Source organism: Franzmannia qiaohouensis, assembly GCF_031451695.1.
GTDB classification, from domain to species: domain Bacteria; phylum Pseudomonadota; class Gammaproteobacteria; order Pseudomonadales; family Halomonadaceae; genus Franzmannia; species Franzmannia qiaohouensis.
Genome location: NZ_JARWAM010000005.1, coordinates 176475 through 202884, shown reverse-complemented (window position 1 = coordinate 202884; position 26410 = coordinate 176475). Strand labels below are relative to the sequence as shown.

Genomic DNA, 26410 nt, shown 5'->3' with positions numbered 1-26410 from the left:
GTCTAGTCAAAATACGCCATTTGTCCTACTTAACGGCCAGATTGTGCCTTAAAAAGCGCCCTATATCACTGAAAAATACAACTACTAGAACGCATGTCCAAGACGACAACGATAGGGTGCTGATCATGAAGACACAGGTGGCGATCATCGGCGCTGGCCCCTCGGGGCTGCTGCTGGGGCAGCTGCTGCAGCGCCAGGGGATCGACAACGTGATCCTCGAGCGCAAGAGCGGCGAGTACGTTCTCAGCCGCATCCGCGCCGGGGTGCTCGAGCAGGGCATGGTCGACCTGCTGCGCGAGGCCGGCGTCGAGCGGCGCATGGACGCGGAGGGCCTGCCCCATGACGGTTTCGCGTTGGCCTTCGACAACCGCCATGTGCGCATTGACCTGGCCGAGCTGACCGGCGGCAAGCGGGTGATGGTCTACGGCCAGACCGAGGTCACCCGCGACCTGATGGAGGCTCGAGAAGCCAGCGGCGGACAGACCGTTTACGAGGCCGACAACGTCCAGCTCCACGACCTCGAGAGTGACGCACCCTGGGTGACCTTCGAGAAGAACGGCGAGACCGTGCGCCTGGACTGCGACTACGTGGCCGGCTGCGACGGCTACCACGGCGTATCGCGCCAGACCATTCCCGAGGATCGCATCAAGACCTTCGAGAAGGTCTACCCGTTCGGCTGGCTGGGCATTCTCTCCGATACGCCGCCGGTCTCTCATGAGTTGATCTACGCGCGCCATGAACGCGGCTTCGCGCTGTGCAGCATGCGCTCCGAGACCCGCAGCCGCTACTACGTCCAGGTGCCGCTGGACGAGCGGGTAGAGGACTGGTCCGACGCGCGCTTCTGGGAGGAGCTCAAGCGCCGCCTACCGGACGAGGTCGCCGCCAAGCTGGTCACCGGGCCCTCCATCGAGAAGAGCATTGCGCCGCTGCGCAGCTTCGTCGCCGAGCCGATGCAGTATGGGCGGCTGTTCCTGGTCGGCGATGCGGCGCATATCGTGCCACCCACCGGTGCCAAGGGGCTCAACCTGGCCGCCAGCGACGTCAGCACGCTCTACTCGCTGATGTGCAAGGTCTATCACGAGGGGCGTAGCGACCTGATCGACCGCTACTCCGAGACCTGCCTGCGGCGGGTCTGGAAGGCCGAGCGCTTCTCGTGGTGGATGACCTCGATGCTGCACAAGTTTTCCGAGGAAGAGGACTTCGGCGCACGCATGCAGCAGGCCGAGCTGGACTACGTCACCGGCTCCCGCGCCGGCCTCACTACCATCGCCGAGAACTACGTCGGCCTGCCCTACGAGGCGCTGGAGTAGAGCGCCAATCGATCATCTCGTCCTCCTTGGCCCGGGCACTGCTCGGGCTTTTTTATCGCCGGCTTTTCGCCAAAGAAAATTTAGCACGCTCATCAAAAAATACTTATGCTAGGAACAGGTTCTCTGTCTGCAATGGAGGTAGCGCATGGCGACTCGAATCACGACGTCCCGCCGGGCGGATGGCATCACGCTGCTGAAGATCAGCTGCCCTGAACGGCGCAATATCCTGGATGAAGCGAGCTACGCTCAACTGATCGATGCGCTTGCCGCCGCCGAGGCAGACGACGCGGTCAAGGTCCTGATCATCACCGGCAGCGAGAACTGCTTCACCGCAGGCAACGACCTGGCCAACTACAAGGCGCTGGCGGAGGCGACGGAGGTCTCGGCCATCACCTTCCTGCGCCGCCTGCACGCCTTTCCCAAGCCGGTCATTGCCGCCGCGGAGGGCCTCGCCCTGGGGCTCGGCACATCGATCCTGATGCACTGCGATTTCGCCTACGCGGGAAATTCGACCTCCTTCTACCTGCCATTCGTCAATTTTGCCCTGACGCCCCTGGGTGCCACCACGCAGATGCTGCCCAAGCTGGCCGGTAACAAGGCGGCCAGCGAGATGCTCATGCTAGGCACCTCGTTTTCCGCGGCCCGCGCCTGTGAGCTGGGCCTGTTGACCGATACCACCCCGGATGGAATGGCGCTGGAGCAAGCACTCACCTGTGCCACCCGCCTGATCGCCAAGCCCTTCGAGGCGCTGCTGGCCACCAAGGCGCTGCTGCGGGAAGGTGACGCCGAAGCGATCGGACGCGCGTTCGACCGCGAAGAGCAGCAGCTGCTGGAACGCTGCCGCTCCGCGGAAGCCCAGGGTGCTATCGACGCCTTCTTCGCCAGGTAAGTGTCAGCGGCCAAGGCTGGAGTGGTTGAAACGACCGCCGCGCCTGTGATCAGGCGAGATCCAACACGGGGTATCCATTGAGTGGGTGCCCCTTTTTCATGTTGGTAGGGCGGTGGCGAGCGTTGCGACTTCACGGATAGCGTCCGGTGCGGCGATTCTCCACCAGCACCTCGAGGATGGCGTTGGCCCGCTGCATGACGTCGGAGGGCGGCTCGCCCTTGCGGCGGCTGCAGATTACCGGCGAGGTGATGCTACGGTCGTCGAGGTAGACGAATACGATACCGTCGCGCTGGACACGTTTGACCTGCTCCGGCACCAGGGTGATGCCGATCTCCGAGGCCACCAGGCTCAGCGCGGTCTGCAGCTCGTTGGCTTCCTGGGCCACGCTGACCTTGAGGCCCTGGCGACGGAATAGGCCCAGTGTGATGTCGGCCAGGCTGGGGCGTGGCTTGGCCGGAAACAGCACCAGCGGGTAGTCAGCGAGCTGGGCCAGGGTCGGGCGGCTGTTGGCCAGCGGATGGTCGCTGGGCAGCGCCGCCATCAGCGGCTCGTCGAACAGCACCTCCTGCTCTACGTCGGGGTCGTCGATGCGCAGGCGGCCGAAGCCGATATCGATGCGTCCCGCCTTGAGTGCCTGGATCTGCTGCACGGTGGTCAGCTCGGCGAGGGTAAGTTCGACATCATCCTTTTGTCGTAAATCGCGCACCAGCAGCGGCAGTTGGCCGTAGAACACCGAGGGCACGAAGCCGATGCCGAACAGGCGGCGCTTGCTGCGCGCCATGCGGCGCGTCGCGGCGGTGGTGACCTCGACTTTCTCCAGTATCTGCAGGGTATGCTCATAAAAGAACTGGCCGGCGGCCGTAAGGCGCAGGCCGCGCGGGCAGCGCTGAAATAGATCGGCCCCTACTTCCAATTCTAACTGTTTGATCTGCCTAGATAAAGGTGGCTGCGCCATATGCAGCCTGGTAGCGGCCCGGGTGAAGTTTAGCTCCTCGGCGACAACGCAGAAGTAGCGCAGGTGGCGAAGCTCCATGATACCTCCTGGGTATGGCTGGGCACTCAAACGATATTGGTTGCGCTGGCCATACGCAATCAGACTGCTCCTCAATCACCGCCAACCGATTGCTGGAGCGCCATCTCTCATGTCCGCCGTCATCGCCACCATCGAGACCCTTCTGGTCGACCTGCCGACCATCCGCCCGCACAAGCTCTCCATGACCACCATGGCCTGCCAGACCATGGTCATCGTGCGGCTGTGCGACAGCGACGGCGTCGAGGGCCTCGGTGAGGGCACCACCATCGGCGGACTGGCCTACGGGCCGGAGAGCCCGGAGAGCATCAAGCGCAATATCGACACCTACCTGGCGCCGCTGCTGATCGGCCAGCCGGCCAGCAACGTCAATGCCCTGCGCGCACGCCTCAATCGCCATGCCCGCGGCAACGCGATCGCCAAGTCGGCGCTGGAAACCGCGCTGCTGGATGCTCAGGGCAAGCGCTTGGGCCTGTCGGTCGCCGAGCTGCTGGGCGGTGCCCAGCAGAGCCACCTACCGGTGCTGTGGACCCTGGCCAGCGGCGATACCCAGCGTGATATCGACGAGGCTTTCCAGCGCCTGGACGACCGTCGCCACTGCGACTTCAAGCTCAAAATCGGCGCCAACCCGATAGCCCAAGACGTCGCCCATGTGGCGGCGATCAAGGCCGCGCTGGGCGAGCGGGCCAGCGTACGCGTCGACGTCAACCAGGCCTGGGACGAGGCCACCGCGGTGCGTGGCATCGCCGCCCTGCAGGAGGCTGGCATCGACCTGATCGAACAGCCGATCCCGGCCCGCGAGCACGCCGGCCTTATCCGGCTGGCCAACCGCTTCCGGGTGCCGATGCTCGCCGACGAGGCGGTGCAGGACGCCCGCGACGGTTTCGACCTCGCCGCCGCCGGCTTCAGCGGCGCCTATGCATTGAAGATCGCCAAGTCCGGTGGCCTGCAGGGCGTGCTGGAGTTGGCCCATGTGGCCCAGGCCGCGGGTATCGGCCTCTACGGCGGCACCCTGCTCGAGGGCAGCATCGGCACCGCCGCCTCGCTGCACGCCTGGGCCACGCTGCCCGAGCTGGCCTGGGGCAGCGAGATGTTCGGTCCGCTGCTGCTCAAGGACGACATCGTCACCCAGCCGCTCGACTACCGCGAGTTTGGCGTCGCGCTACCAAGCGGGCCGGGCCTCGGCATCACCCTGGATGAAGACAAGCTCGCCCACTACACCCGCGCCCACTAAGCCGCGCCAGCGCTGAGGAGGAGAACCACATGCTGTTTCAGGTGGAAATGACCGTAAAACTGCCGCCGCAGATGCCGGCCGAGCAGGCCGCCACGATCAAGGCGAGCGAGAAGGCCTACGCCCAGGAGCTGCAGCGCGCCGGCAAGTGGCGCCATCTGTGGCGGGTCGCCGGCAGCTACGCCAACGTCAGCATCTTCGACGTTGAGGACAACGCCGAGCTGCAGGAGATCGTCTCCAACCTGCCGCTCTTCCCCTACATGAAGATCAGCGTCACGCCGCTGTGTCGCCATCCATCGTCGGTTCGCGAAGACGATCGCTGAGGCACCGACGAGCCACGCCAGACAGGCCGCACAGCGCGGCCATAACGATAACGATGAGGATATCCCCATGAGCGTCAAGATTTTCGACACCCCCGAAGTTCAGGACTTTCTGAAGACCGTCGCCGGTTTCGACCAGCAGGGCGGCAACGATCGCGCCAAGCAGATCATGCACCGCCTGCTCTCCGACCTCTATCGCCTGATCGACGACTTCGACGTCAGCGAGGAGGAGTACTGGTCCGCCGTCAGCCTGCTCAACGCCCTCGGCCACGATACCCAGTTCGGCCTGCTCTCTCCGGGCCTGGGCTTCGACCACTACTTGGACATGCGCCAGGACGCCGCCGACGCCGAGGCCAAGCGCAACGGCGGCACACCGCGCACCATCGAGGGCCCGCTCTACGTGGCCGGCGCCCCGGAAGCCGAGGGCTTCGCCCGCCTGGACGACGGCAGCGACCCCGACGGCGAGGTGATGTGGCTGACTGGCCAGGTACGCGACGTGAACGGCCAGCCGATCCCCGGCGCTAAGGTCGAGATCTGGCACTGCAACTCCAAGGGTAACTACTCGTTCTTCGACCCAAGCCAGAGCGAGTACAACATGCGTCGCACCATCTACGCCGACAGCGAGGGCCGCTATACCGCGCGCAGCATCATCCCCTCCGGCTACGGCGTGCCGGAAGGCGCCCCCACCGACCAGGTGCTCAAGTCCCTGGGCCGCCACGGCGAGCGCCCGGCGCATATTCACTACTTCATCTCGGCGCCGGGCCACCAGCACCTGACCACCCAGATCAACCTGGCCGGCGACAAGTACACCTGGGACGACTTTGCCTTCGCCACCCGTGAGGAGCTGGTGGTGCCGACGACCCGCATCGAGGACCCGGCCGAAATAGACAATCGCGAGCTGGACGGCCCCTTCTCCGAGGTGGTGTTCGACGTCGAGCTGGCCAAGACCGACAAGCCGGAGCTGCAGGCCCGTCATGCCCGCGCGCGGGCCAAGGAAGACGAGCAGGACCAGCACAGCCAGCTGGCCAGCACCGCCAAGGTTTGAGCAGTACCAGAGCCTTCGCCGCAGTGACATGCAAGGGGCGCCGTGGGCAGGTCAAAGGGGAGGTTTGCGCCATGGATAGCGCAAGGTAGCGCCCAGGGATGGGTTCACAGCGCCTCCCCGTCGACCTGCCGACGGAGCAGCCCCTAGTGCGAAGGAAGCCTCAGCGATAACCCTACGATCGTTCTCTTGACGCCGGGGCCCTCTGGGCTCGCCGGCACGACACGACAAGACACCGAGGACCTGGATCATGACCAGCAAGCTTGATCAACTCGAAACCCGCATCCGCGGTGCGGTGGTCGATGACCCCGCCAACGGCATCTTCCGCTGCCACCGCAGCATGTTCACCGACCGCGACTTCTTCGAACTCGAGATGAAGCACATCTTCGAGGGCAACTGGCTGTTCCTGGCCCACGAGAGTCAGATCAGTGAGCCGGGCGACTACTTCACCGTGACCATGGGGCGCCAGCCGGTGGTCATCACCCGCGACAAGAACGGCGAGCTGCACGGCCTGATCAACGCCTGCGCCCACCGCGGCGCCACCCTGTGCCGCCGGAAGCAGGGCAACAAGGGCACCTTCACCTGCCCGTTCCACGGTTGGACCTTCAAGAACGACGGCAAGCTGCTCAAGGCCAAGAACGAGAAGACCGGCGCCTACCCGGACGGCTTCAAGCAGGACGGCTCCCACGATCTCAAGCACCTGCCGCGCTTCGAGAACTACCGCGGCTTCCTGTTCGGTAGCCTCAGCGACGACGTAATGCCGCTCGATGACTACCTCGGCGAGACCCGCAAGATCATCGACAACATCGTCGACCAGGCCCCCGAGGGGCTGGAAGTGCTGCGCGGCACCTCCTCCTACACCTTCCAGGGCAACTGGAAGCTGGGCGCGGAGAACGGTGCCGACGGCTACCACGTCAGTACCGTTCACTGGAACTACGCCTCGACAATGGATCGCCGCAATTACGACGCCGGCGGCACCAAGGCGGTGGATGCCGACGGCTGGTCGAAGAGCCAGGGCGGCTTCTACTCCTACGAGAATGGTCACATGATGCTGTGGACCCGCCTGCTCAACCCCGAGGTGCGCCCGGTCTACACCCACAAGGAGTGGATCGAGCAGGAACTGGGCGAGGCGCGGGCCGACTCCATCGTCAACCAGACCCGTAACCTCTGCCTCTACCCCAACGTCTACCTGATGGATCAGTTCTCCACCCAGATCCGGGTGATCCGTCCTCTCGACGTCGACAAGAGCGAAGTTACCATCTACTGCTTCGCGCCCAAGGGCGAGTCGGCGGAGAACCGCCGCGTACGCATCCGCCAGTACGAGGATTTCTTCAACGTCTCCGGCATGGGTACCCCGGACGATCTCGAGGAGTTCCGCGCCTGCCAGGCCGGCTACGCCGGGCTCGATGCCGAGTGGAACGATCTCTCCCGCGGCGCCAAGCAGTGGATCGAAGGCGCCGACGACAATGCCAAGGCGATCGACATGCAGCCGCTGCTGAGCGGCTCCTCTCCCGAGGACGAAGGCCTCTACGTGCTGCACCACAAGCACTGGGTCGAGGAGATGCTGCGTGCCGTCGACAAGGAACGCAGCCAATTCATCGCCACCGCGAGCGCCTGAGGAGGAACGCACCATGAGTATCGACTTTCACCAGATTCAGGCCTTTCTGTACCGCGAGGCGCGGCTGCTCGACGACCGTGAGTGGGACGAGTGGTTGACGTGCTACCGCAGCGATGCGGTGTTCTGGATGCCGGCCTGGGACGACGACGACCAACTGACCCGCGACCCACACAGTGAGATCTCGCTGATCTACTACCCCAACCGCGAAGGGCTAGAGGACCGGGTTTATCGCATCAAGACCGAGCGCTCGGGGGCCAGTACCCCGGAGCCGCGCACCACCCACCAGATTAGCAACCTCGAGGTGCTGAGCGAGGCGGATGGCGAGGTCGAGCTGCGCTTCAACTGGCATACCCTGAGCCACCGCTACCAGAAGACCAGCAGTTTCTTCGGCACCTCCTTTTACACCCTGGACGTGTCCGGCGAGACGCCGCTGATCACCAAGAAAGTCGTGCAGCTCAATAACGACTATATCCACCAGGTCATCGACGTCTACCACATCTGATCGCACCCGGTGGGGAGGAGAATGCTCATGAGTTACACCATCGCACTCAACTTCGAGGACGGCGTGAGCCGCTTCATCGGCTGCAATGCCGGCGAGACGGTGCTCGACGCCGCCTACCGGCAGAAGATCAACCTGCCGATGGACTGCTCCGACGGGGTTTGCGGCACCTGCAAGGGCCGCTGCGAACAGGGCGACTTCGAGATGGGCGACGACTACCTGGAGGAGGCACTCTCCGAGGAGGAGGAGGCCGAAGGCCAGGTGCTGACCTGCCAGATGGTGCCGTCGTCGGACTGCGTGATCCAGGTGCCGGTAGCCTCGAGCCTGTGCAAGACGGCAGTTGGGGCGATGGATGCCACCCTGGCGCGGGTCGAGCCGCTCTCCGAGGATAGCCTCGAGCTAGTGCTCGAGCTGGACGATGAGGGCGGCCTGGCGTTTCTGCCCGGCCAGTACGTCAATATCCAGGTGCCGGGCAGTGACCAGACCCGCTCTTACTCGTTCAGCTCGTTGCCCGGCAGTCGCGAGGCCAGCTTCCTGATCCGCAACCTTCCCGAGGGGCTGATGAGCGGCTACCTCCGCCAGCGAGCTGCCGCCGGTGATCGCCTCACGCTCACCGGGCCGCTGGGCAGTTTCTACCTGCGCCAGGTGACTCGCCCGGTGCTGATGCTGGCTGGCGGCACCGGCCTGGCGCCGTTCCTTGCCATGCTCGAGCAGCTGGCTGAGAAGGGCAGCGATCAGCCGATCCACCTGATCTACGGTGTCAACTGCGACGATCACTTGGTCAAGCTCGCGGCACTGGATGATTTCGTCGAGCGGGTGCCGGAGTTCAGCTACACCACGGTGGTGGTCGATGAGCAGAGCCGCAACACCCGTAAGGGCTACGTGACCCATCATATGCCTTCCGAGGTACTGCACGACGGCGACGTCGACGTCTACCTGTGCGGGCCGCCGCCGATGGTCGATGCGGTGCTTGGCCACTTCCGTGAGCAGGACATCACCCCGGCCAACTTCTACTACGAGAAGTTTACCCCCAACGTGACGGAGGCGGCAGCATGAGCCTGCGTTTCGAGAACCGCGTGATGCTGGTTACCGGGGCCGCCCAGGGCATTGGTCAGCGGGTCGCCGAGCGGGCCGCTGCCGAGGGCGCGCGGCTGGCGCTGGTGGATCGCGACGAGCAGGTTGAGCAGGTGGCAGCTGGACTGCGCGAGCAGGGCGTGGACGCCATCGCCCTGCAGGCCGACCTGGAGGCCTGGGAAGGTGCCGAGGGCGCAATCCGTCAGGCTCACGACCACTTCGGTCGGCTGGATATCCTGATCAACAATGTCGGCGGCGCGATCAACTTCAAGCCGTTCACCGCCTTCAGCGAGGCCGAGATACAGGCCGAGATCAGCCGCTCGCTGATGCCCACCCTGTGGTGCTGCCGCGCCGTGCTGCCGTCCATGGTGGCCCAGGGCAGCGGCGTCATCGTCAACGTCTCCTCGGCGGCGACCTGCGGTATCCACCGCATTCCCTATTCGGCGGCCAAGGGCGGGGTCAACGCCATGACCGCCTCGCTGGCCTTCGAGTACGCCGAGCACGGTATCCGTGTGGTGGCTACCGCTCCCGGCGGCACCGAGGCGCCGCCGCGGCGCATCTCGCGGGGCACCCCCGAGCCGCGCAATGCGACCGAGCAGGCCTGGTTCCAGGCGCATATCGACCAGACCAAACAGAGCTGCTTCATGGGCCGCTACGGCACCCTGGACGAGATGGCCGCGCCGATCCTGTTCCTGGCCTCCGACGATGCCAGCTACATCACTGGCAGCGTGCTGCCGGTGGCCGGCGGCGACAGCGGCTGAGCCCGCTGCCTGCCGACAACGACCACCCACTATTTCAACTACAAGAACCCTGGAGACCGCCATGAAACACATCGAGAAAGGTATCAGCCTCAGGCATGCGCCTGGGGCCTTCGTCAGAGACATCAACGTCGACAACGCCAGTACCGGCTTGGTGGCCGGTATCCTGGGGCTCAGCGTGGGGGTGGTGCATATCAGCGCCGGCAGCGCCGCCGGCCTCGACTCCTCGTTCATCATGATCTGGGTGATCAGCTACCTGATGATCAACGGCCTGTTCGGGCTGCTGGTGCCAGCCTACTACCGGCTGCCGTTGCCGATGGCCAACTCGATTCCCGGCGCGCTGATGTTCGCCGCGGTGATTCCGGTGGTGGGGCTGGAAGCGGCGCTGGGGGCGACGCTGATCGCAGGAGCCATCTCGCTGGTGGCCGGCCTGACCGGCGTGATGGGGATGGTGATGCGGCTGATCCCGATGCCCATCGTGATGGGCATGGTGGCCGGCATGCTATTGAGCTTCGGCCTTAACATGGTCAAGCCGCTGGAGAACGCCATCGTGCCGGCGACGATCATGATCCTGGCATTCTTCGTCTCGGCACGGCTGTTTCGCAAGATACCGCCGCTGGTGGTGGCCATGCTCGCCGGCATCGTCTATCTGATCGCCACCGGGGTGGACCTCTCCGGCATCGAGGCAACCATCCGCTTCCCCGAGTTCATCGTGCCCGAGTTCACCCTGGGCGCCTTCCTGGCTTACGGTTTGCCGCTGGCGATCATCCTGGTGGGCATGGAAACCCCGGCCGGGGTCGGCCTGGTCAAAGGCATGGGCTACAAGGAAGTGCCTGCCAATGGGATTACTGCGGTAGGCGGGGTCGGCACCATGGTCTCGGCCTTCTTCAACCTGCACAGCACCTGCATCGCCGCGCCGATGACCGGTATCTGCTCCTCGCCGGAGGCCGGCGAGCACGACAAGCGCTGGGTGGCGGCGGTGATCGCCGGGGCCATCTTCGTGGTCGCCGCCCCCTTCTACGGCTATGTGGTGAGTTTGCTCGAGGCGACGCCGAACTACTTCATCACCATTATCGCCGGCCTGGCGCTGATGCGGGTGATCACTTCGTCGATGGCGATTGCCTTCTCCGGCAAGAAGCACGAGATGGGGGCGCTGTTCGCCTTTCTGATCGCCGCCTCGGGGATCCAGATACTGGAGATCGGCGCCACCTTCTGGGCGCTGGTGCTGGGCGTGGTCGTCTCGATGATCTTCGAGACCAAGGATTTCGAGTTCGCCAAAGGCAAGCCGGCGGCGGCCTAGTCAGGCCAGGTTGACCCACTATCCTCCTTGACCTGCCGAGCGATCTGCGGCGGGTCTTTTTTCGGTTGCGGCGCTGGGCGCCGAGCAAGGAGCGGTATGTCGCTATACAAGGACCTTTCTCTCTCGACCCTGACCGCCGGTTTCGTGGCGGTGCTTATCTCCTACGCCGGGCCCTTGGCGATCTTCTTTCAGGCCGCCCAGAGCGCCGAGATATCGGCGGCGATGATGAGCTCCTGGGTGTGGGCGATATCCATCGGAGCAGCGCTGTCGGGCATCGGCCTGAGCCTATGGCTCAGGGTGCCAGTGGTGACCGCCTGGTCGGCACCGGGCACTGCGCTGCTGGTCAGCCTGTTCCCGGGGCTGTCGCTGAATGAGGCGGTGGGCGCCTATATCACCGCGGCGCTGATCATCCTGGTAATTGGTGTGACCGGCACCTTCGACCGCCTTATCCGGCTGATTCCACCGGGCATCGCCGCGGCGATGATGGCGGGGATTCTGTTCCAGTTCGGCGTCGGCGTGTTCACCTCGCTGGAGCAGGCACCGGCGCTGGCGGTGGGCATGCTGGCCGCCTACCTGGGCTTCAAGCGGCTGTCACCGCGCTACTTTCTGGTACTGCTGCTGATGACCGGTATCGCCCTGGCGGTGCTGTTCGAGGGGGCCAGCCTGCAGGGCGTCGCCTGGCAGCTGGCCGAGCCGCAGCTGATCCGGCCCGAGTGGACGCTCGGCGCGACCCTCAGCCTGGCGATTCCGCTGGCGCTGGTCAGCCTCACCGGCCAGTTCCTGCCGGGCATGGCGATCCTGCGCGGGGCGGGCTACCGCACCCAGGCGCGGCCGATCCTCACGGTGGCCAGCCTGGTGTCGCTGCCGATGGCGCTGTTTGGCGGCATTACCACGGTGGTGGCAGCGATCACCGCGGCGCTGTGCACCGGCAAGGAGGCGCATCCCGACCCCGACAAGCGCTACGTGGCCGGGGTCGCCAACGGTGTCTTCTACCTGCTGGGGGCGCTGTTCTCGGGCAGCATCGTGCTGCTGTTCACCTCGCTGCCCGGGACCTTCGTGGCGCTGCTGGCGGGCCTGGCGCTGATCGGTGCCATCGCCACCAACATCAGCAAGGCCGCGGCCGAGAGCGACCATCTCGAGGCCTCGATCATCACCTTCCTGGCCACCGCCTCCGGGATGAGCCTGTGGGGGCTGGGCTCCGCCTTCTGGGGTGTGGTGATCGGTAGTGTGGCCTACCTGGTGCTACATCGACCCTGGCGCCGCCCCGTCGACCAGCGCGATCAGGTTGTGCAGCGCCGGTGAGTCGTTGTCGGGGCGCCAGGCGAACCACAGCGGCATGCTGCAGGTGTCGAGTTCCGGTAGGCGCAGGAAGCGGATCCCCGGCATGGGGTGGCAACTGCTGGCGGCGGGCAGGATGGCGATGCCCAGGCCGGCTGCGACCATGCTCAGGATGGCGATATTGTCGGCGCCGTACTGGACCACGCGGGGGTGGAAGTCGAGGCGCTGGAAGTGGGCCTGCATGCGGTCGAAGTAGACCGGCGAGGCGCTGCGAAAGCCCCATACGAAATCGGCGTCGGCCAGCTCAGTCAGGCGTTGCGGCGGGGTCTGGGCCCAGGCAGAGCGCTCGGGGACGGCGAGCAGCAGATGGTCGTTCTGCAGCCGGCGCGCCTCTAACCCCGGGTAGCCGGTCTCGTCGAGGTAGAGCACGCCGGCATCCAAGCTGCCTTCGCGCAGCCGCTCCAGCTGTGGCCCTGAGAGCAGCGGGAAGACCTCGAAGGCGACCTGCGGATAGTGGTCGCGATAGCGGCTAAGCAGGCCCGCGACCTCCGGCACCCACAGATGGGTCACCGTCACTCCGAGGCTGACCTTGCCGATCAGGCCGCTGCCCAGCGCCGTCAAGCGAGCGCGGATCTGTGTGCGCGCATCGAGCAGCTGCTGGGCCTCGTCGAAGAGTGCCTGGCCCGCCACCGTCAGCCGCATGCCACGGGCATGGCGGTCGAACAGCCGGGTGTCGAGATCCTCTTCTAGTAGCCGGATCTGGCGGGTGAGTGCCGGCTGGGCAATGTGCACACGGCGGCTGGCGGCAGAGATGGAGCCGGTCTCGACCACGGCGACGAAATAGCTGAGCTGGCGGAATTCCATGGATTGAGCAATGCTCTAACGGTATAGGTAATATCTATTATCGGTATTTTTGCTATGGCGTCCATGGGCGGATAGTGTAGGTACTGACATCGCGACAGCGGGAGAGTCCGGTCCGTGAACCACGTACCGGCGCCGAAGGAGCAACTGCCCCGGAAACTCTCAGGCCACCGGACCGCCGTCGCGTCACCAATTCCGAAGAGCGGCCGGCGACAGCGTCCGTCGGCACACCGAAGGAGCAAGCGGGCATCGGCGACGATGCGTTGCGAATCTCTCAGGTTCCATGACGGAAGGGGTCCTCGCCAGCCAATGGCAGTGGGGTCAACCCGACGCGTCTGGAGAACGACGATGCAACGTATTGCCGTTATCGGCGGGGGCATCACCGGTGTCACCACCGCCTATGCCCTGCTCAAGCGTGGCCTGGACGTCACGCTCTACGAACGCCACCGCTATGCGGCCATGGAGACCTCTTTCGCCAACGGCGGCCAGCTGTCGGCCTCCAACGCCGAGGTCTGGAATCACTGGCCCACGGTGCTCAAGGGGCTACGCTGGATGCTGCGCGCCGATGCGCCGCTGCTGGTCAATCCCAAGCCCGCCTGGCACAAGCTGAGCTGGTTCGCCGAGTTCATGGCCGCCATTCCCCGCTATGCCGACAACACCACCGAGACCACGCGCCTAGCGATCGCCGCCCGCGACCACCTCTACCAGTGGGCAAGGGAGGAGGGCATCGACTTCGATCTGGAGCGGCGCGGTATCCTGCATATCTATCGCCGGCGGCAGGACTTCGAGCACGCCGGCCGGGTCTCCGAGCTGCTCGCCAAGGGCGGCCTGGAGCGTCGAGCGGTGACCCCCGAGGAGATGCGCACCCTCGAGCCGAGCCTGGCCGGCGACTACTACGGCGGTTACTTCACCGAGAGCGATGCCACCGGCGACATCCACAAGTTTACCCAGGGTCTGGCGGCGGCCATCGAGCGGCGCGGCGTCACGACACGCTACGGGCATGACGTGTGCGACCTGGAGGCCGATGGCAGCGGCGCCTGGGTGACCACCGCAGAAGGGCGTGAAGCCTACGATGGCGTGGTGGTTTGCGCCGGCGTCGGGAGTCGCGGGATGGCGGCCAAGCTCGGCGACCGCCTCAACGTCTACCCGGTCAAGGGTTACTCGATCACCGTGCATCTCGACGAGGCCGCCTCTCAGCAAGCGGCGCCGATGATCAGCCTGCTCGACGACGAGGCCAAGCTGGTCACCAGTCGCCTCGGCAAGGATCGCTTCCGCATCGCCGGCACCGCCGAGTTCAACGGCTTCAATCGCGATATCCGTGACGATCGCATCCGTCCGCTGATCGACTGGGTCGAGCAGTGCTTCCCGGGCGTCAGTACCCGACGGGTGGTGCCCTGGGCGGGGCTGCGTCCAATGCTGCCCAACATGCTGCCGCGGGTGGGAAGAGGGCGACTGCCCAGCGTCTTCTACAACACCGGTCACGGCCACCTGGGCTGGACCCTGTCGGCGATCACTGCCGAGATGGTGGCCGACTCGGTAACGATGGCGCGCCCTGCTGGAGCTCGGCTCAGCCCGGCACGCTAGGCGCTCCTCTCTTCACACTGCAGCCTACACCCTCCACTTTCCTTTATGGGTTCTTCCCCTCCCATCGGCTCCCGGCGCTCGCGTCGGGAGCCTTTTCCATGGGGCATGCCCATGCCGTAACAGTATGGCTGATATCTAAAAGCCATATTTTTGCTATCGAAAGGCGTGCGCCATAGTCAAGGCACAACCCATAACAAGACTCGCCATCGGCGAGCTGGACGACTGCCATGACCAAGACCTACCACCTGCTGACGGGGCTGCACTTCGCGCTGTGCACCCTGGCCATGATCTGGCCGGGGGCCCTGATCGCCAATCGCATCGAGCCCACCGTCATGGGCCTGCCGTTTCTGTTCTTCTGGTACATCCTGTGGATGCTGGTGCTGTTCATCGGCATGTGGCTGGCCTACGTGATTCGTCACGGAGGTGGCCGCCATGAATGATTCGCTGATCGTCGTCGGTATCACCCTGACCTATCTCGCCCTGGTGCTGTTGGTGGGGCTGCGCGCCCGGGGGCAGCAGAGTTCGAGCCTCGAGGGCTACGTGGCCGGCGGGCGCCACGTCGGCATGGTGATCCTGTTCTTCATCCTCGGCGCCGAGATCTTCTCCGCCTTCGCCTTCCTGGGGGCGCCGGGCTGGAGCTATCAGCACGGCGCGCCGGCCTTCTACATCCTCGCCTACCTGTCGCTGGTGCCGATCACCATCTGGGCCATGGGCCCGCGGGTCGCCGAGTTGGGGCGCCAGAAGGGCTACCTGACCCAGGGCGACATGATCGCCGACCACTACCAGAGCAAAGCGTTGGGCATCCTGGCCGGGGTGATCGGCGTGCTGGCCCTGGTGCCCTACCTGACCATCCAGATCGCCGGTGCCGGGCTGCTATTCCAGGCCGCCACCGATGGACTGATTCCCTTCTGGCTGGGGGCGCTGCTGGCCTTTGTGGTGGTCGCTGCCTACGTGTTCTGCAGCGGCCTCAACGGCATCGGCTGGACCAACCTGGTGCAGGGCATCATGATGATCGCCATCGCCTGGTTCCTCGGCCTGTCGATCTCCGAGCGCCTCTACGGCGGGGTCGGCGAGATGTTCAGCCAGATCCAACTGACCATGCCCGAGTACCTGACCATGCCCGGGGCCACTGGCATGAACTGGGGCTACTTCAGCACCGCGGTGCTGGTCAGCGCCTTCGGTGGGGCCATGTGGCCGCACCTGTTCATGAAGTTCTACTCCGCCGACAGCGGCAAGACCCTGCGCAAGGTCAGCGTCTTCTATCCGCTCTACGCCTACCTGCTGGTGCCGCTGCTGTTCATCGGTTTCGCCGGGGTGCTGGTGTTTGCCGACGACCCGCTGGTGCGTGCCGATACCGTGCTGCTGCGCATGGTGATGGATGTCGCCAACTTCTCGCCCTGGGTGATCGGCCTGATGCTCTCCGGCGCGCTGGCGGCGGCCATGTCCACCGGCGCCAACCTGGCGCATACCGCCGCCATCGTGCTGGTCCGCGACGTGGTCGGCCCCACGCTGATGAAGGGCGCCAGCGAGAAGGCCTCGGTGAGCGTGACGCGCTGGAGCGTGCTCGGCCTGTCGCTGATCGCCTACCTGTTCGCGCTGGCCAACCCCGCCTCGCTGGTACTGCTGCTGCTCGGCGCCTACGGCCTGATCGTGCAGCTGTTCCCGATGGTGCTCGGCGCGCTGTTCCTGCCGCGGCTACGTCGTGCCAGCGTCATGGCCGGCGCACTGGTCGGCAGCCTGGCTTACCTGCTGATGGAGTTTGCCTGGAGCTCGCCGCTGGGCTGGCACGCCGGTGTCTGGGCGATGCTCCTCAACGTCGGCGTGGTGGCGGCCTGGCAGGGATTGGTCAAGCCGGCCCTGGCGGCACCGACGCCTCAAGAAACCCACTGAGCAGCTGGAGATCAGCATGACCACCCAGACCGAGCGATTCGATTTCAAGGGCGCCATCAGCGCCCAGGTAGAGGCGGCATTCAGCGATATCCAGTCGCTCTACCGCCAACTGCATCAGACCCCCGAGCTGCCCTTCCAGGAGCACAACACCAGCGCGAGACTCGCCGAGGCCCTGGAGGGGCTCGGTTACGCGGTGACCCGCGGCGTGGGCGGCACCGGCGTGGTGGCCCTGCTGCGCAACGGCGAGGGGCCCACGGTGATGCTGCGCGGCGACATGGACGCCCTGCCGATCAAGGAAGCCACTGGTCTCGACTTCGCCAGCCGCGAGATCGGCGTCGCCGAGGATGGCAATGAGGTACCGCTGATGCACGCCTGCGGCCATGACCTGCACAGCAGCTGTGTGGTCGGTGCCGCCGGCGTGATGGCCGCGCTGCGCGAGCACTGGCAAGGCACCCTGATGCTGATCTGCCAGCCCGCCGAGGAGATCTTCGGCGGTGCCCAGGCGATGCTCGACGATGGCCTCTACGCACGCTTCCCGCGGCCGGACGTGATCCTCGGCCAGCACAATATGCCGGCCCTGGCGGGCAGCGTGGGGCATAGACCCGGCGGCACCATGGCCGCCTGCAGCAACCTGGCGGTGACGATTCACGGTGCCGGCGGCCACGGCTCGATGCCCGCCCAGACGGTGGACCCGGTGGTGATCGCTGCCCACGTGGTGACCCGCCTGCAGAGCATCGTCTCCCGCGAGGTGCCGCCGGAGGAGACCGTGGTGGTGACCGTTGGCAAGCTGCACGCTGGTACCCAGGCCAACATCATCCCCCACGCCGCGGAGCTCGAGATCAACGTGCGCAGCTTCGACGATGCCCTGCACCGCCAGGTGGTGGAGAGCATCGAACGCATCGTGCGCGCCGAGTGCGAGGCGGGCCGCTCGCCCGAGCCCCCCGAGTTCCGGGTGCTTAACCAGACCATCGCCCTGCACAACGACCCCACTGGGGTGGAGCATGTGCGCCGGGCACACGCCGAGCACTTCGGTACGGCCAGCCTCTATGACATGCCGCGGCTCAACGGCAGTGAGGACTTCCCGCTGTTCGGCAACGCCGCTGCCGGCGGCTTCGGCGGCGAGGATATCCCCTACGTCTACTGGTTTATCGGCGCCACGCCGGCGGAGCGCTGGGAAGCGACGCCGGGTAAGAGCGTATCGGAGAAGATGCGTCATCTGGAGATGCCGCATTCGCCGTACTATTTTCCCGGCAACGACGTGACCCTGCTCACTGGCATCGAGGCCATGGCAGCGGGAGCGCTGGCCTACCTGGGCTAAGCGTCACACAGCCAGAAACGCCAACGGGCCACCCTATAGGCGGCCCGTTGGCGTGAGTGCCAGGCAGTGTCAGAGCACGCCCTTGGCCTTGGCGGTGTGGGTGGCGATGGCGTCCATCAATGGCGGCGACAGGCAGTCGTAGGGCTCGAGGCCCAGCTGCTTGAGGCGGCCGCGCACGTCGTCCATGGTGTCCGGGTGGGTGCCCCCCTCGATGATCGATGAGACGAAGGCGGCGAACTCCGGGCCGGCCCAGCCGCTGTCGTTGGAGAGCTCGGTGTGGATGAAGTCCAGGCCGTGGAAGGGGTGGTCGGTGTTCTCGATACGGCCATACATGTGCACGCCGCAGCCCTTGCAGGCGTGGCGCTGGATCGCCGCCGAGGCGTCGACCACCTCGAGCTTGTCCTCGTTGGCGGCGACGCTGAGGCTGTCGCGGGGCACCACCGCGACCATCGAGAAGGTCGCGCCGTTGGGCTTCCAGCACTTGGTGCAGCCGCACACATGGTTGTGGGCGCACTGCGCCTTGACCGTCACCTCGACCTTGTTGCTGTCGCAGTGGCAGTGCAGGCTGCCGCCGCTGAAGGCATCGCTGCCGGCCTTGACCCCGCCGTCTACCGAGGGATGGATCTTGGTATTGCTGGTAGGTGGGGCCTGGGTCGCGGCCGCGGCGCTGGGCGCAGCCTTGGCCTCAGGGCGATGGCTGCTGGCGGCGGGCGTGGCGCTCTGGCCACCGAACCAGCGTTTCAGGGTATCCATCAGGCTCATGGGCTTGCGCTCCGGGTTCAGGCTCATTCGTGTCAGCATGGCAGTTAACCTCTCTTGTTGTTGCTACCTTGGCGCCTTCGCGGGCGCATAGTGCTTTCATCGCGCGTCACGCGGCTTTAGGCGTGACCAAAAAGCGGCGCGATCAAAAGTGCAAAACAGTACGAATGCTCTTGCCGGCATGCAGCAGCTCGAAGGCCTCGTTGATCTGCTCGAACGGCATGTCGTGGGTGACGAACTCGTCGATCTTCAGCTCGCCGTTCATGTAGCGCTCCACGTAGCCCGGCAGCTCCGTGCGACCCTTGACCCCGCCGAACGCCGAGCCCTTCCAGACCCGCCCGGTGACCAGCTGGAACGGCCGCGTGGAGATCTCCTCGCCGGCCCCCGCCACGCCAATGACGATCGATTCGCCCCAGCCCTTGTGGCAGCACTCCAGCGCCGAGCGCATCACGTTGACGTTGCCGATGCACTCGAAGGAGTAGTCGACGCCGCCATCGGTGAGGTCGACGATCACCTGCTGGATCGGGTCCGAGTAGTCCTTGGGATTGACGAACTCGGTGGCGCCGAACTGCTCGGCCAGCGTGAACTTGTCGGGATTGACGTCGATGGCGATGATGCGGCTGGCCTTGGCCATCTGCGCGCCCTGGATCACCGCCAGGCCGATGGCACCCAGGCCGAACACCGCCACGGTGGAGCCCGGCTCGACCTTGGCGGTGTTGAGCACCGCGCCGATGCCGGTGGTCACGCCGCAGCCGAGCAGGCAGATCTTGTCCAGCGGCGCCTGCTTGGAGACCTTGGCCAGCGATACCTCGGGCAGCACGGTGTACTCCGAGAAGGTCGAGCAGCCCATGTAGTGGTGCAGCATCTTGCCGTCCAGCGAGAAGCGGCTGGTGCCGTCGGGCATCAGGCCCTTGCCCTGGGTGGCGCGCACGCTGCCGCACAGGTTGGTCTTGCCCGAGAGGCAGAACTTGCACTTGCCGCACTCGGCGGTATAGAGCGGAATGACGTGGTCGCCGACGGCCAGTGAGGTGACGCCTTCGCCGACCTCCTCGACGACGCCGGCGCCCTCGTGGCCAAGCACCGCCGGGAAGTTGCCCTCGGGGTCGGCGCCGGACAGGGTGTAGGCGTCGGTGTGGCAGACGCTGGTGGCCTTGATGCGCACCAGCACCTCGCCGGCCTTGGGCCCTTCGACGTCGACCTCGGTGACTTCCAGCGGCTTGCCGGCTTCAAGTGCGACTGCTGCACGTGACTTCATTGGCGGACTCCTGTTGTTGTTATCCATGCGGTGGTGAATGACCCGCTGCGGTCGTCGATACTGGACCGCTGAATGCTGATCACAGTCTAGGTGAGCTTCGGAGGGGGGATTGTGCGGCAGCGGCATAACTGCGTTGCCGATGGACAATATTGCTGAGCGGCAACAGTGGCGGTGGGTCAGCACTGCCGGCCAGGGTCAGTCAGTCGGGCAGTGATACCACCAGCGTCGCGGCAGCGTGCCGGCATGCAGGGCCTCGGCGACACCGAGCAGCGCCTTGGGTGTCAAGGCGGCGAGGCTTTGCGTGTCTTGCTGCCAGGGGCTGGCCAAGTGCCCTGGCAGAGCGGACTCGCCGGCCGGGCGCGGTTCCTGGCGCAGCGCCTGCCAGACCCGCGCGAGGGCCGCCGGATAGGTCTCCGGTGGGCCGTGGCGGGCCAGCAGCCCGCGGCGCTGGGCGTCCAGTGCCGCGGGTGGAAGGTGCGCGAGCGGCACCGCCTCGGAGGCGATAAAGGCCTCGATGGCCTGGTGCAGGGTATCGACATCGGCATGCGGCGACTGCACCACATAGCCGAGCCGCGGCCAGCCCGCCGCCTCGCGGTAGCGCACCGCGGCGGCGTAGCCGAGGCCCTGGCGCTGGCGCAGCGCCTGCTGGAAGGCCGCATCGTGGCACTTGCCTAGCAGGCGCAGCAGCCAGCGGCTGCGCGGGCTGGCGTCCGCGCCCATCACCTCGAGCATCACTGCGTGGTCCGCGACCAGGGGCGCGAGGCAGACCGTATCAATGGGATTCGTGGGCGGCGCCGGCGTGCCCGGGACGGGTTGGCACCGCGCCAGCAGGTCGACGGCGCTGGCGGCATCACTGGCCCAGTACAAAGGGGCGGGGGAGGCTTCGGTAGTGACCGGTGGCGGCGCGCTCTCCAGTCGGCCGAGCAGGCGCTGGGCGACCAGTCCGGCGGCAGGGGAGTCGGCAGCGTGGTCAGGCCCGTCAGCCGGCCAGGCCTCCAGGGCCTGCTCGGCCAAGGCGTGGACCTGGGCCGGCGTACCGCTGGCGATCAGCCAGTCGCCCAGGCGGTCGCCGCCGAGCTGCAGTCCGGCGCCCTGAGCCTGCGCCGCTTGACGCAGCGCCAGGCAGCGCTGGCGCCAGTGGTGTAGCCGGGCGCCTGCGCTGCCTGGCGCCGGCCAGCCCAGGGCGCAGTGGCTGACGGATTCGGCCTCTTGCTCGGCCGCGGGCCAGGGCGGCCGCCCGAGCCAGCGTCGACGCTTATTCGAGGTCGCAGGGGCGCCCATCGATGGCGTGTCGAGTCGCGGTGCCGGGCGCGGCGCTGGGGCATGCGGCGGGCTAGCGGCCGGTAGCGCGATGCGTTGCACCCGCGTGGCGGTCTCGTCGAGGAGGCGCCAGTCGGACGCTTGCCGTGCTGCGGCCGGCTGCTGCCAGAGCAGCCTACACTGATCCGCTGCCAACCAGGCGGCCAGGGCTGCCTGGCCGTTGCTGGACGCTGAGGCCGGTGGCTTGGCGGCCTGCCCGGCGAGGCGCCGGGCCTGGCGTCGCGGCCACTGGTCGAGGGCTGCGGTGCTGTTACCGGCAAGGCCAATGGGAGGTGTCAGCGGATCCCGCAGGGCCTCGCCCAGGGCCGGGTAGAGACAGGCCAGCAGTTCGCTCAGGGGCGGAGGGGGAGACGCGAAATCAAGACGCAGCGAGAGTCCCGGGCCGCTGCCGGCCGGCTCGCTGGTGGCCTGCATATCGCTTAGCGTTGCTGCCTGGCCAAGGGTCGCGGCCAGGGTGCCGTCGGCGAGGCGTGCCGCCACGCGGTCGAGATAGGGCCGGTAGGCGTTGGCCAGATCGGCGGGCAGCGGCCACAGCAGCTCCACGCAGTGGCTGGCGTCGTGGGCTGAGTCGGCCGCTGTGTAGGGTAACTGCCAGGCCACGCCGCCGGGCTCGGCCCAGCGCCAGGTACGCGAGGGCGCTGGTTCAGCCGGCCTCTCGTCGGATACCAGTGCGGCGGCGTGGCGTGAAAGCAGCGCAAGCTGCTCCTCGAGTGGCTGCGGCCCGAGTATCGCCAGCGCCATGCGCGAAGGGCGGTAGTGGCGGTGCAGCGCGCGCAGTTCGGCGGCCAGCGCCTCGCCGCTGCCGGCCAGGCTGGCAGCGTGGCCGGCGTGGCAGACCTGCGCAGCATGCCCCGCGCGACACAGCTGGCCGAGGGCGGCGAGCCGATGCAGCGCGGGGTCGGCGAGCCGGGCGCGGAACTCGGCGTCGAGCACCGCCACTTCGCGCTCGACCAGCGCCGGATCGAAGCAGGGCCTGGCCAGCAGCTCGCAGAGGCGGGCGAGGCCGTCTTCGGCTGCCGCGGGCGGCAGCTGCAGGTGAACGTCGGTGGCGGTGTCGCCGGTGTAGGCGTTGTAGCGTCCGCCCTGCTCGCCGACCCAGCGGCTCAGCGCATCGCTCTCGGGCCAGCGGCGGCTGCCGAGGAACAGGGCGTGTTCGAGCAGATGGGCAAGCCCCGGGCGCGCGGCGGGCTCGTCGAGGTAGCCGACATCGACGGCGCCGGCCAGCCGGGTCAGGTGGGCGCCGGGCACCTCGGCCGCGACTAGCCATAGCCCGCTGGCGAGCCGCCGCGAGCGACAGCGGCTACCCGGGGGCAGGCCCTGGCTCAGGTCGCGGTGGTTCGCGCACATGCTGCGTCCTCGCCTAGGCTCTGTACGAAAACTGCCTGCGCTCGCCCATACGGCGTTAAAAATCGGCTCAAAGTACTCATTTACACCCCGTAAACTCCGTCTTTTTGCCGATTTTTGCCTTGTCTGGCCATCGCTCGCCGACTTCTCGTACAAAACCTAGGTGCGACAGAAGACCTGCGACTCCCGAGTGTTGCGCAGCGTCAGCGCCTGCGCCGAGCGGCCGTCGTCGGCGGCCTCGCGGCGCGCCGCTTCGATCAGGTGATGATCCGGCGAGAGGTCGCAGACCGGGTCGGTGGCCGCCGGATCGCCGGTGAGCATATACGCCTGGCAGCGGCAGCCGCCGACATCCTTGTGACGCTCGTCGCAGCTGCGGCAGGGCTCCTGCATCCAGTCGTCGCCGCGGTAGCGGTTGAAGGCGGCACTGTCGTACCAGATCTCCTGCAGCGGGCGCTCGCGGGCGTTGGGGAAGTCCATCGGCAGCATCCGCGCGCTGTGGCAGGGCAGCACCGCGCCGTCCGGCGCCACGGTCATGAAGATCGAGCCCCAGCCGCCCATGCACGCCTTGGGCCGGTCGGCGTAGTAGTCGGGCACCACGAACAGCAGGCGCATGTCGCGGCCGCGCTCGGCGAGGCGCTGGCGCCAGCGCTGGGTGGTGGCCTCGGCGGCTTCGAGCTGGGCCTGGCTGGGTAGCAGCCCGGCACGGTTGAGGTGCGCCCAGCCGTAGATCTGGCAGTTGGCCAGCTCCACGGCGTCGGCGCCGAGGTCGTCGCACAGGGCGATGATGGTGTCGAGCTGGTCGATATTGTGACGATGCAGCACCACGTTGAGCACCATCGGATAGCCGGCGTCCTTGACCGCCCGCGCCATGGCCAACTTCTTGGCATGGGCCTTGGCTGAGCCGGCCACCGCGGCGGCAACGTCGGGATCGGAGGCCTGCAGGCTGATCTGGATATGGTCGAGGCCGGCATCGCGCAGGGCGTGGATGCGCGCCTCATCGAGGCCCAGCGCCGAGGTGATCAGGTTGGTATAGAAGCCCAGCCGGCGCGCCTCGGCGACCAGCGTTTCGAGGTCCTTGCGCACCAGCGGCTCGCCGCCGGAGAAGCCCAGCTGCACCGCACCCATGGCGCGGGCCTGGGTCAGCACGTCGATCCACTCCGCGGTGGTCAGCTCCTGCTTGACTGCGGCGAAGTCCAGCGGGTTGGAACAGTAGGAGCACTGCAGCGGGCAGCGGTAGGTGAGCTCGGCGAGCAGCCACAGCGGCGCGCCGGTTTCACCGTTGGCAGTGGCGGTATCGGTGCGATCAGTCATGCTGGATCCAGCCCTGTTGCTGAGCGTCGACGAGGAAGGCGTGCACGTCCTCGGCGATGGCGCCGTCGGGCGCCTCGGGGAACTGCACCTGCAGCCGCTCGATGAGCGTGGCGACGTCGCGCTGGCCGTCGAGCTGGCCGAGAATCGCGCCGGCGCTGTCGTTGAGTTTGACCATGCCCTCGGGGTAGAGCAGTACGTGGCGCTGCTGGGCCTCTTCCCACTGTAGCCGCCAGCCGGGGCGCAAGCGATAGACGTGTGTGTTGATAACGGTCTGGCTCATGACAGCCCCCGGTGATAGACGCGCTGGTCGGTGACGCTGTGGTAGGGCGGCCGCTCGAGCTGGTAGGCCAGGGTCATGGCGTCGAGCATGCTCCACAGCACGTCGAGCTTGAACTGCAGGATCTCCAGCGCCCGCTCCTGGGCGGTGCGGGTGGTGCAGACGGCGAGGGCCACCTCCAGGCCGTGGTCGACGTCGCGGCGGGCCTCCTTGAGGCGCTTGCGGAAGTAGCCGTAGCCGGCTTCGTCGATCCACGGATAGTGGGTCGGCCAGGTATCCAGGCGGCTCTTGTGGGCCTCTGGCGCGAACAGTTCGGTGAGCGACGAGATCGCCGCTTCGCGCCAGTCGGCGCGGCGCACGAAGTTGACGTAGGCGTCCACCGCGAAGCGCACCCCGGGCAGCACGTGCTCCTGGGACCACAGCTCGTCGCGGGACAGGCCCACGGCTTCGCCGAGGGTCAGCCAGGCCTCGATGCCGCCGCCGTCATCGTCATGGCCGTCGTGATCGAGCAGCCGCTGGATCCAGCGCCGTCGGGTCGCGGCATCCGGGCAGTTGGCCAGCAGCGCGGCGTCCTTCTGGGGGATATTGATCTGGTAGTAGAAGCGGTTGGCCACCCAGCCGCGCAGCTGCTCGGGCGTGGCGCGACCGGCTGCCATATCGACCTGATAGGGGTGATGGATATGGTAGTAGTCGCCCTTGGCCAGTAGCGCCTGGCGAAAGGCGTCGGGGCTCAGGGCCTCTCCCGAGGTGTCGCTTAGCGGTGATGCGATGGCGGTCATATGAGGCTCCCTACTGACAACGGCGATATTGTTATCTGTGACGCGGCATTCAGGGTAAGGGTTCACACCTCCAGGCGCATGCCGTCGAAGGCCACTTCGATGCCGCGCGCGGTGAGCTCGGCGCGCTGCTCTGAGCGCTCGTCGAGGATCGGGTTGGTGTTGTTGATATGTATCAGCACGCGGCGGGTGGAATCCGGCAAGGCCTCGAACTCGCTAAGCAGGCCGTGCTCGCCTGACAGTGCCAGATGGCCCATGTCTCGGCCGGTAGCGCGGCCCACGCCAGCCTGGATCAGCTCGTCGTCCTGCCACAGGGTGCCGTCGACCATGATGCAGTCGGCCTGCTGCAGGTAGCCGCGAGTGCGCTCGTCGAGTTCGCCCAGGCCCGGCGCATAGAACAGCCGCGTGCCACGGCTGGCGTCCTCGACCATCAGGCCGATATTGTCGCCCGGCGTCGGCGCACCGCGGCGCGGCGAGTAGGGCGGGGCATTGCTGGTCAAGGCCACCGCGGTAAAGGTCAGCCCCGGGCAGGCCGGCACCTTGAACTCGGCCTCCCAGTGGCCGTCGTCGATGCCGATGCGCTGCCACTCGAGCCCGCCCTGCCAGTGCTCGAGCATGCGGAACAGCGGAAAGCCGGTACTCAGGTCCTGGTGGACATTGGGGGTGCACCACACCTCGAACGGGCAGCCCTCGCGTAGCGACAGCAGGCCGGTGGCGTGATCGATCTGGGCATCCATCAGCACCACCCCGGAGATGCCGCTGTCGCGGGGGATGCGCTTGGGGTGCAGCTCGGGGTTGGCGGCCAGCTGGGCGCGGATATCCGGCGAGGCGTTGCACAGCAGCCAGTGCTCGCCGTCGCTGCTGATGGCGATCGACGACTGGGTGCGAGGCGTGGCCTCTATGCTGCCATCGCGTACGCCACGGCACAGTCGGCAGTTGCAGTTCCACTGCGGGAAACCGCCCCCCGCCGCCGCCCCGAGTACCAGTATCTGCATGCCACCTCCCGGCGTCTTGCTGTGTGCCGTGCATGGCACACCGTTAATGAAGTCTTGATGCGAAGCTAATCATCAACCGCCGGCATTTCATACCCACCAAAAGCAAGACGCCCCGAAAATCGGAGCGTCTTACCAGTAGGCCGTGATCAACGATTGGAGATGTAGAGCGTGACTTCGAAGCCTAGACGCAGATCCTGATAGGTCGGTTTGGTCCACATAGGAATACTCCTGTTGGCGGTGTGCGTGTACTGCATTGACCAGTAAAGCACGTTGTGGGTTCCTCGCCTTGCTACCTAAGTCGCATCCCGCTGGGCTCGGGTCTGGGCAAGGCGTGTGGCAAATGTTGTGCGATCCCGGTATCGCTTATAAAG

The 26410-nt window shown here is 66.5% G+C and carries 25 protein-coding genes and 1 riboswitch; of the genes, 15 read left to right on the top strand and 10 right to left on the bottom strand.

Going from position 1 to position 26410, the window contains the following annotated elements; genetic code table 11:
- The first annotated feature begins 125 nt into the window (after positions 1-125).
- Positions 126-1310, top strand: coding sequence for a 4-hydroxybenzoate 3-monooxygenase (pobA, locus tag QC821_RS08425; protein WP_309719633.1), 1185 nt, complete (start codon positions 126-128; stop codon positions 1308-1310).
- A 145-nt stretch (positions 1311-1455) separates the two neighbouring features.
- Positions 1456-2199, top strand: a complete 744-nt coding sequence (locus QC821_RS08420; protein WP_309719630.1) for an enoyl-CoA hydratase-related protein — start codon at positions 1456-1458, stop codon at positions 2197-2199.
- Positions 2200-2329: 130 nt separating this feature from the next.
- Here the strand turns inward: QC821_RS08420 and QC821_RS08415 are convergent, their stop codons facing one another.
- Positions 2330-3232, bottom strand: a complete 903-nt coding sequence (locus QC821_RS08415; RefSeq protein WP_309719627.1) for a LysR family transcriptional regulator — start codon at positions 3230-3232, stop codon at positions 2330-2332.
- A 109-nt stretch (positions 3233-3341) separates the two neighbouring features.
- On the opposite strand from QC821_RS08415, the gene QC821_RS08410 reads away from it, so the two are divergent.
- From QC821_RS08410 to QC821_RS08370, 9 genes are all read left to right on the top strand, one after another.
- On the top strand, positions 3342-4463 hold the full coding sequence (locus QC821_RS08410) for a muconate cycloisomerase family protein (protein ID WP_309719625.1): 1122 nt from the start codon (positions 3342-3344) through the stop codon (positions 4461-4463).
- A 29-nt stretch (positions 4464-4492) separates the two neighbouring features.
- Positions 4493-4783, top strand: coding sequence for a muconolactone Delta-isomerase (catC, locus tag QC821_RS08405; protein WP_309719622.1), 291 nt, complete (start codon positions 4493-4495; stop codon positions 4781-4783).
- Positions 4784-4850: 67 nt separating this feature from the next.
- Complete coding sequence (gene catA / locus QC821_RS08400) at positions 4851-5825, top strand: catechol 1,2-dioxygenase (protein WP_309719619.1); 975 nt, start codon at positions 4851-4853, stop codon at positions 5823-5825.
- A gap of 247 nt (positions 5826-6072) precedes the next feature.
- Entirely contained in the window at positions 6073-7440 is a 1368-nt protein-coding gene (locus tag QC821_RS08395; RefSeq protein ID WP_309719616.1) for a Rieske 2Fe-2S domain-containing protein, read from the top strand.
- A 13-nt stretch (positions 7441-7453) separates the two neighbouring features.
- Complete coding sequence (gene benB, locus QC821_RS08390) at positions 7454-7942, top strand: benzoate 1,2-dioxygenase small subunit (protein ID WP_309719613.1); 489 nt, start codon at positions 7454-7456, stop codon at positions 7940-7942.
- Positions 7943-7969: 27 nt separating this feature from the next.
- The gene (benC, locus tag QC821_RS08385) at positions 7970-8995 is read left to right on the top strand and encodes a benzoate 1,2-dioxygenase electron transfer component BenC (RefSeq protein WP_309719610.1); all 1026 of its coding nucleotides are present in this window, start codon (positions 7970-7972) and stop codon (positions 8993-8995) included.
- Positions 8992-9774, top strand: coding sequence for a benzoate diol dehydrogenase BenD (gene benD, locus QC821_RS08380; RefSeq protein ID WP_309719608.1), 783 nt, complete (start codon positions 8992-8994; stop codon positions 9772-9774). Before benC ends, benD begins: the two co-directional genes overlap by 4 nt.
- 61 nt (positions 9775-9835) lie before the next feature.
- Positions 9836-11071 carry a benzoate/H(+) symporter BenE family transporter gene (locus QC821_RS08375; protein WP_309719605.1) on the top strand — a complete coding sequence of 412 codons (1236 nt, stop codon included), beginning with the start codon at positions 9836-9838 and terminating at the stop codon, positions 11069-11071.
- Between the two features lie 96 nt (positions 11072-11167).
- Positions 11168-12373 (top strand): benzoate/H(+) symporter BenE family transporter, encoded by a 1206-nt coding sequence (locus QC821_RS08370; RefSeq protein ID WP_309719602.1) that lies wholly within the window; start codon positions 11168-11170, stop codon positions 12371-12373.
- On the opposite strand, the gene QC821_RS08365 is transcribed toward QC821_RS08370, so the two are convergent.
- Positions 12314-13213, bottom strand: coding sequence for a LysR family transcriptional regulator (locus tag QC821_RS08365; protein ID WP_309719599.1), 900 nt, complete (start codon positions 13211-13213; stop codon positions 12314-12316). The two genes, QC821_RS08370 and QC821_RS08365, sit on opposite strands and share 60 nt — an antisense overlap.
- An 88-nt stretch (positions 13214-13301) precedes the next feature.
- Positions 13302-13398: riboswitch (glycine riboswitch) on the top strand.
- 160 nt (positions 13399-13558) lie between these two features.
- On the opposite strand from QC821_RS08365, the gene QC821_RS08360 reads away from it, so the two are divergent.
- From QC821_RS08360 to QC821_RS08345, 4 genes are all read left to right on the top strand, one after another.
- Positions 13559-14794, top strand: coding sequence for a D-amino acid dehydrogenase (locus QC821_RS08360; RefSeq protein WP_309719597.1), 1236 nt, complete (start codon positions 13559-13561; stop codon positions 14792-14794).
- 227 nt (positions 14795-15021) lie between these two features.
- A complete protein-coding gene (locus QC821_RS08355) occupies positions 15022-15234 on the top strand; it encodes a DUF3311 domain-containing protein (RefSeq protein ID WP_076749367.1) in 213 nt (70 codons plus the stop codon).
- Entirely contained in the window at positions 15227-16684 is a 1458-nt protein-coding gene (locus QC821_RS08350; protein WP_309719592.1) for a sodium:solute symporter family protein, read from the top strand. Before QC821_RS08355 ends, QC821_RS08350 begins: the two co-directional genes overlap by 8 nt.
- A gap of 16 nt (positions 16685-16700) precedes the next feature.
- Positions 16701-18002: an amidohydrolase gene (locus tag QC821_RS08345; RefSeq protein ID WP_309719590.1), complete on the top strand. Its 1302-nt coding sequence runs from the start codon at positions 16701-16703 to the stop codon at positions 18000-18002.
- 69 nt (positions 18003-18071) lie between these two features.
- Here QC821_RS08345 and gfa read toward each other — a convergent pair whose 3' ends face one another.
- The 8 genes from gfa to pqqA all read right to left on the bottom strand — a co-directional run bounded on the left by gfa (position 18072) and on the right by pqqA (position 26257).
- Positions 18072-18803: an S-(hydroxymethyl)glutathione synthase gene (gfa, locus tag QC821_RS08340; RefSeq protein WP_309719589.1), complete on the bottom strand. Its 732-nt coding sequence runs from the start codon at positions 18801-18803 to the stop codon at positions 18072-18074.
- A 103-nt stretch (positions 18804-18906) separates the two neighbouring features.
- A complete protein-coding gene (locus QC821_RS08335; RefSeq protein ID WP_309719587.1) occupies positions 18907-20016 on the bottom strand; it encodes an S-(hydroxymethyl)glutathione dehydrogenase/class III alcohol dehydrogenase in 1110 nt (369 codons plus the stop codon).
- A gap of 195 nt (positions 20017-20211) precedes the next feature.
- Complete coding sequence (locus QC821_RS08330; protein WP_309719585.1) at positions 20212-22683, bottom strand: insulinase family protein; 2472 nt, start codon at positions 22681-22683, stop codon at positions 20212-20214.
- Between the two features lie 156 nt (positions 22684-22839).
- Positions 22840-23991 carry a pyrroloquinoline quinone biosynthesis protein PqqE gene (gene pqqE, locus QC821_RS08325; protein ID WP_309719583.1) on the bottom strand — a complete coding sequence of 384 codons (1152 nt, stop codon included), beginning with the start codon at positions 23989-23991 and terminating at the stop codon, positions 22840-22842.
- Positions 23984-24271, bottom strand: coding sequence for a pyrroloquinoline quinone biosynthesis peptide chaperone PqqD (pqqD, locus tag QC821_RS08320; protein WP_309719581.1), 288 nt, complete (start codon positions 24269-24271; stop codon positions 23984-23986). The genes pqqE and pqqD overlap by 8 nt, the downstream gene beginning before the upstream one ends.
- Entirely contained in the window at positions 24268-25047 is a 780-nt protein-coding gene (gene pqqC, locus QC821_RS08315) for a pyrroloquinoline-quinone synthase PqqC (protein WP_309719578.1), read from the bottom strand. The genes pqqD and pqqC overlap by 4 nt, the downstream gene beginning before the upstream one ends.
- A gap of 62 nt (positions 25048-25109) precedes the next feature.
- The gene (gene pqqB, locus QC821_RS08310; protein ID WP_309719576.1) at positions 25110-26039 is read right to left on the bottom strand and encodes a pyrroloquinoline quinone biosynthesis protein PqqB; all 930 of its coding nucleotides are present in this window, start codon (positions 26037-26039) and stop codon (positions 25110-25112) included.
- 146 nt (positions 26040-26185) lie between these two features.
- The gene (pqqA, locus tag QC821_RS08305; protein ID WP_141246982.1) at positions 26186-26257 is read right to left on the bottom strand and encodes a pyrroloquinoline quinone precursor peptide PqqA; all 72 of its coding nucleotides are present in this window, start codon (positions 26255-26257) and stop codon (positions 26186-26188) included.
- Positions 26258-26410: the final 153 nt, after the last annotated feature.

What these genes read in the sequence shown, in the direction of transcription:
- QC821_RS08355 (WP_076749367.1), top strand. Translation starts at nt 15,022, where the DNA reads ATGACCAAGACCTACCACCTGCTGACGGGGCTGCACTTCGCGCTGTGC.
- catA (WP_309719619.1), top strand. Translation starts at nt 4,851, where the DNA reads ATGAGCGTCAAGATTTTCGACACCCCCGAAGTTCAGGACTTTCTGAAG.
- QC821_RS08335 (WP_309719587.1), bottom strand. Translation starts at nt 20,016, where the DNA reads ATGAAGTCACGTGCAGCAGTCGCACTTGAAGCCGGCAAGCCGCTGGAA.
- QC821_RS08410 (WP_309719625.1), top strand. Translation starts at nt 3,342, where the DNA reads ATGTCCGCCGTCATCGCCACCATCGAGACCCTTCTGGTCGACCTGCCG.
- QC821_RS08330 (WP_309719585.1), bottom strand. Translation starts at nt 22,683, where the DNA reads ATGTGCGCGAACCACCGCGACCTGAGCCAGGGCCTGCCCCCGGGTAGC.
- QC821_RS08420 (WP_309719630.1), top strand. Translation starts at nt 1,456, where the DNA reads ATGGCGACTCGAATCACGACGTCCCGCCGGGCGGATGGCATCACGCTG.
- pqqB (WP_309719576.1), bottom strand. Translation starts at nt 26,039, where the DNA reads ATGCAGATACTGGTACTCGGGGCGGCGGCGGGGGGCGGTTTCCCGCAG.
- gfa (WP_309719589.1), bottom strand. Translation starts at nt 18,803, where the DNA reads ATGCTGACACGAATGAGCCTGAACCCGGAGCGCAAGCCCATGAGCCTG.
- pqqE (WP_309719583.1), bottom strand. Translation starts at nt 23,991, where the DNA reads ATGACTGATCGCACCGATACCGCCACTGCCAACGGTGAAACCGGCGCG.
- QC821_RS08360 (WP_309719597.1), top strand. Translation starts at nt 13,559, where the DNA reads ATGCAACGTATTGCCGTTATCGGCGGGGGCATCACCGGTGTCACCACC.
- benC (WP_309719610.1), top strand. Translation starts at nt 7,970, where the DNA reads ATGAGTTACACCATCGCACTCAACTTCGAGGACGGCGTGAGCCGCTTC.
- pobA (WP_309719633.1), top strand. Translation starts at nt 126, where the DNA reads ATGAAGACACAGGTGGCGATCATCGGCGCTGGCCCCTCGGGGCTGCTG.
- benD (WP_309719608.1), top strand. Translation starts at nt 8,992, where the DNA reads ATGAGCCTGCGTTTCGAGAACCGCGTGATGCTGGTTACCGGGGCCGCC.
- pqqC (WP_309719578.1), bottom strand. Translation starts at nt 25,047, where the DNA reads ATGACCGCCATCGCATCACCGCTAAGCGACACCTCGGGAGAGGCCCTG.
- pqqD (WP_309719581.1), bottom strand. Translation starts at nt 24,271, where the DNA reads ATGAGCCAGACCGTTATCAACACACACGTCTATCGCTTGCGCCCCGGC.
- QC821_RS08345 (WP_309719590.1), top strand. Translation starts at nt 16,701, where the DNA reads ATGACCACCCAGACCGAGCGATTCGATTTCAAGGGCGCCATCAGCGCC.
- QC821_RS08365 (WP_309719599.1), bottom strand. Translation starts at nt 13,213, where the DNA reads ATGGAATTCCGCCAGCTCAGCTATTTCGTCGCCGTGGTCGAGACCGGC.
- QC821_RS08350 (WP_309719592.1), top strand. Translation starts at nt 15,227, where the DNA reads ATGAATGATTCGCTGATCGTCGTCGGTATCACCCTGACCTATCTCGCC.
- QC821_RS08395 (WP_309719616.1), top strand. Translation starts at nt 6,073, where the DNA reads ATGACCAGCAAGCTTGATCAACTCGAAACCCGCATCCGCGGTGCGGTG.
- benB (WP_309719613.1), top strand. Translation starts at nt 7,454, where the DNA reads ATGAGTATCGACTTTCACCAGATTCAGGCCTTTCTGTACCGCGAGGCG.
- QC821_RS08415 (WP_309719627.1), bottom strand. Translation starts at nt 3,232, where the DNA reads ATGGAGCTTCGCCACCTGCGCTACTTCTGCGTTGTCGCCGAGGAGCTA.
- QC821_RS08375 (WP_309719605.1), top strand. Translation starts at nt 9,836, where the DNA reads ATGAAACACATCGAGAAAGGTATCAGCCTCAGGCATGCGCCTGGGGCC.
- QC821_RS08370 (WP_309719602.1), top strand. Translation starts at nt 11,168, where the DNA reads ATGTCGCTATACAAGGACCTTTCTCTCTCGACCCTGACCGCCGGTTTC.
- catC (WP_309719622.1), top strand. Translation starts at nt 4,493, where the DNA reads ATGCTGTTTCAGGTGGAAATGACCGTAAAACTGCCGCCGCAGATGCCG.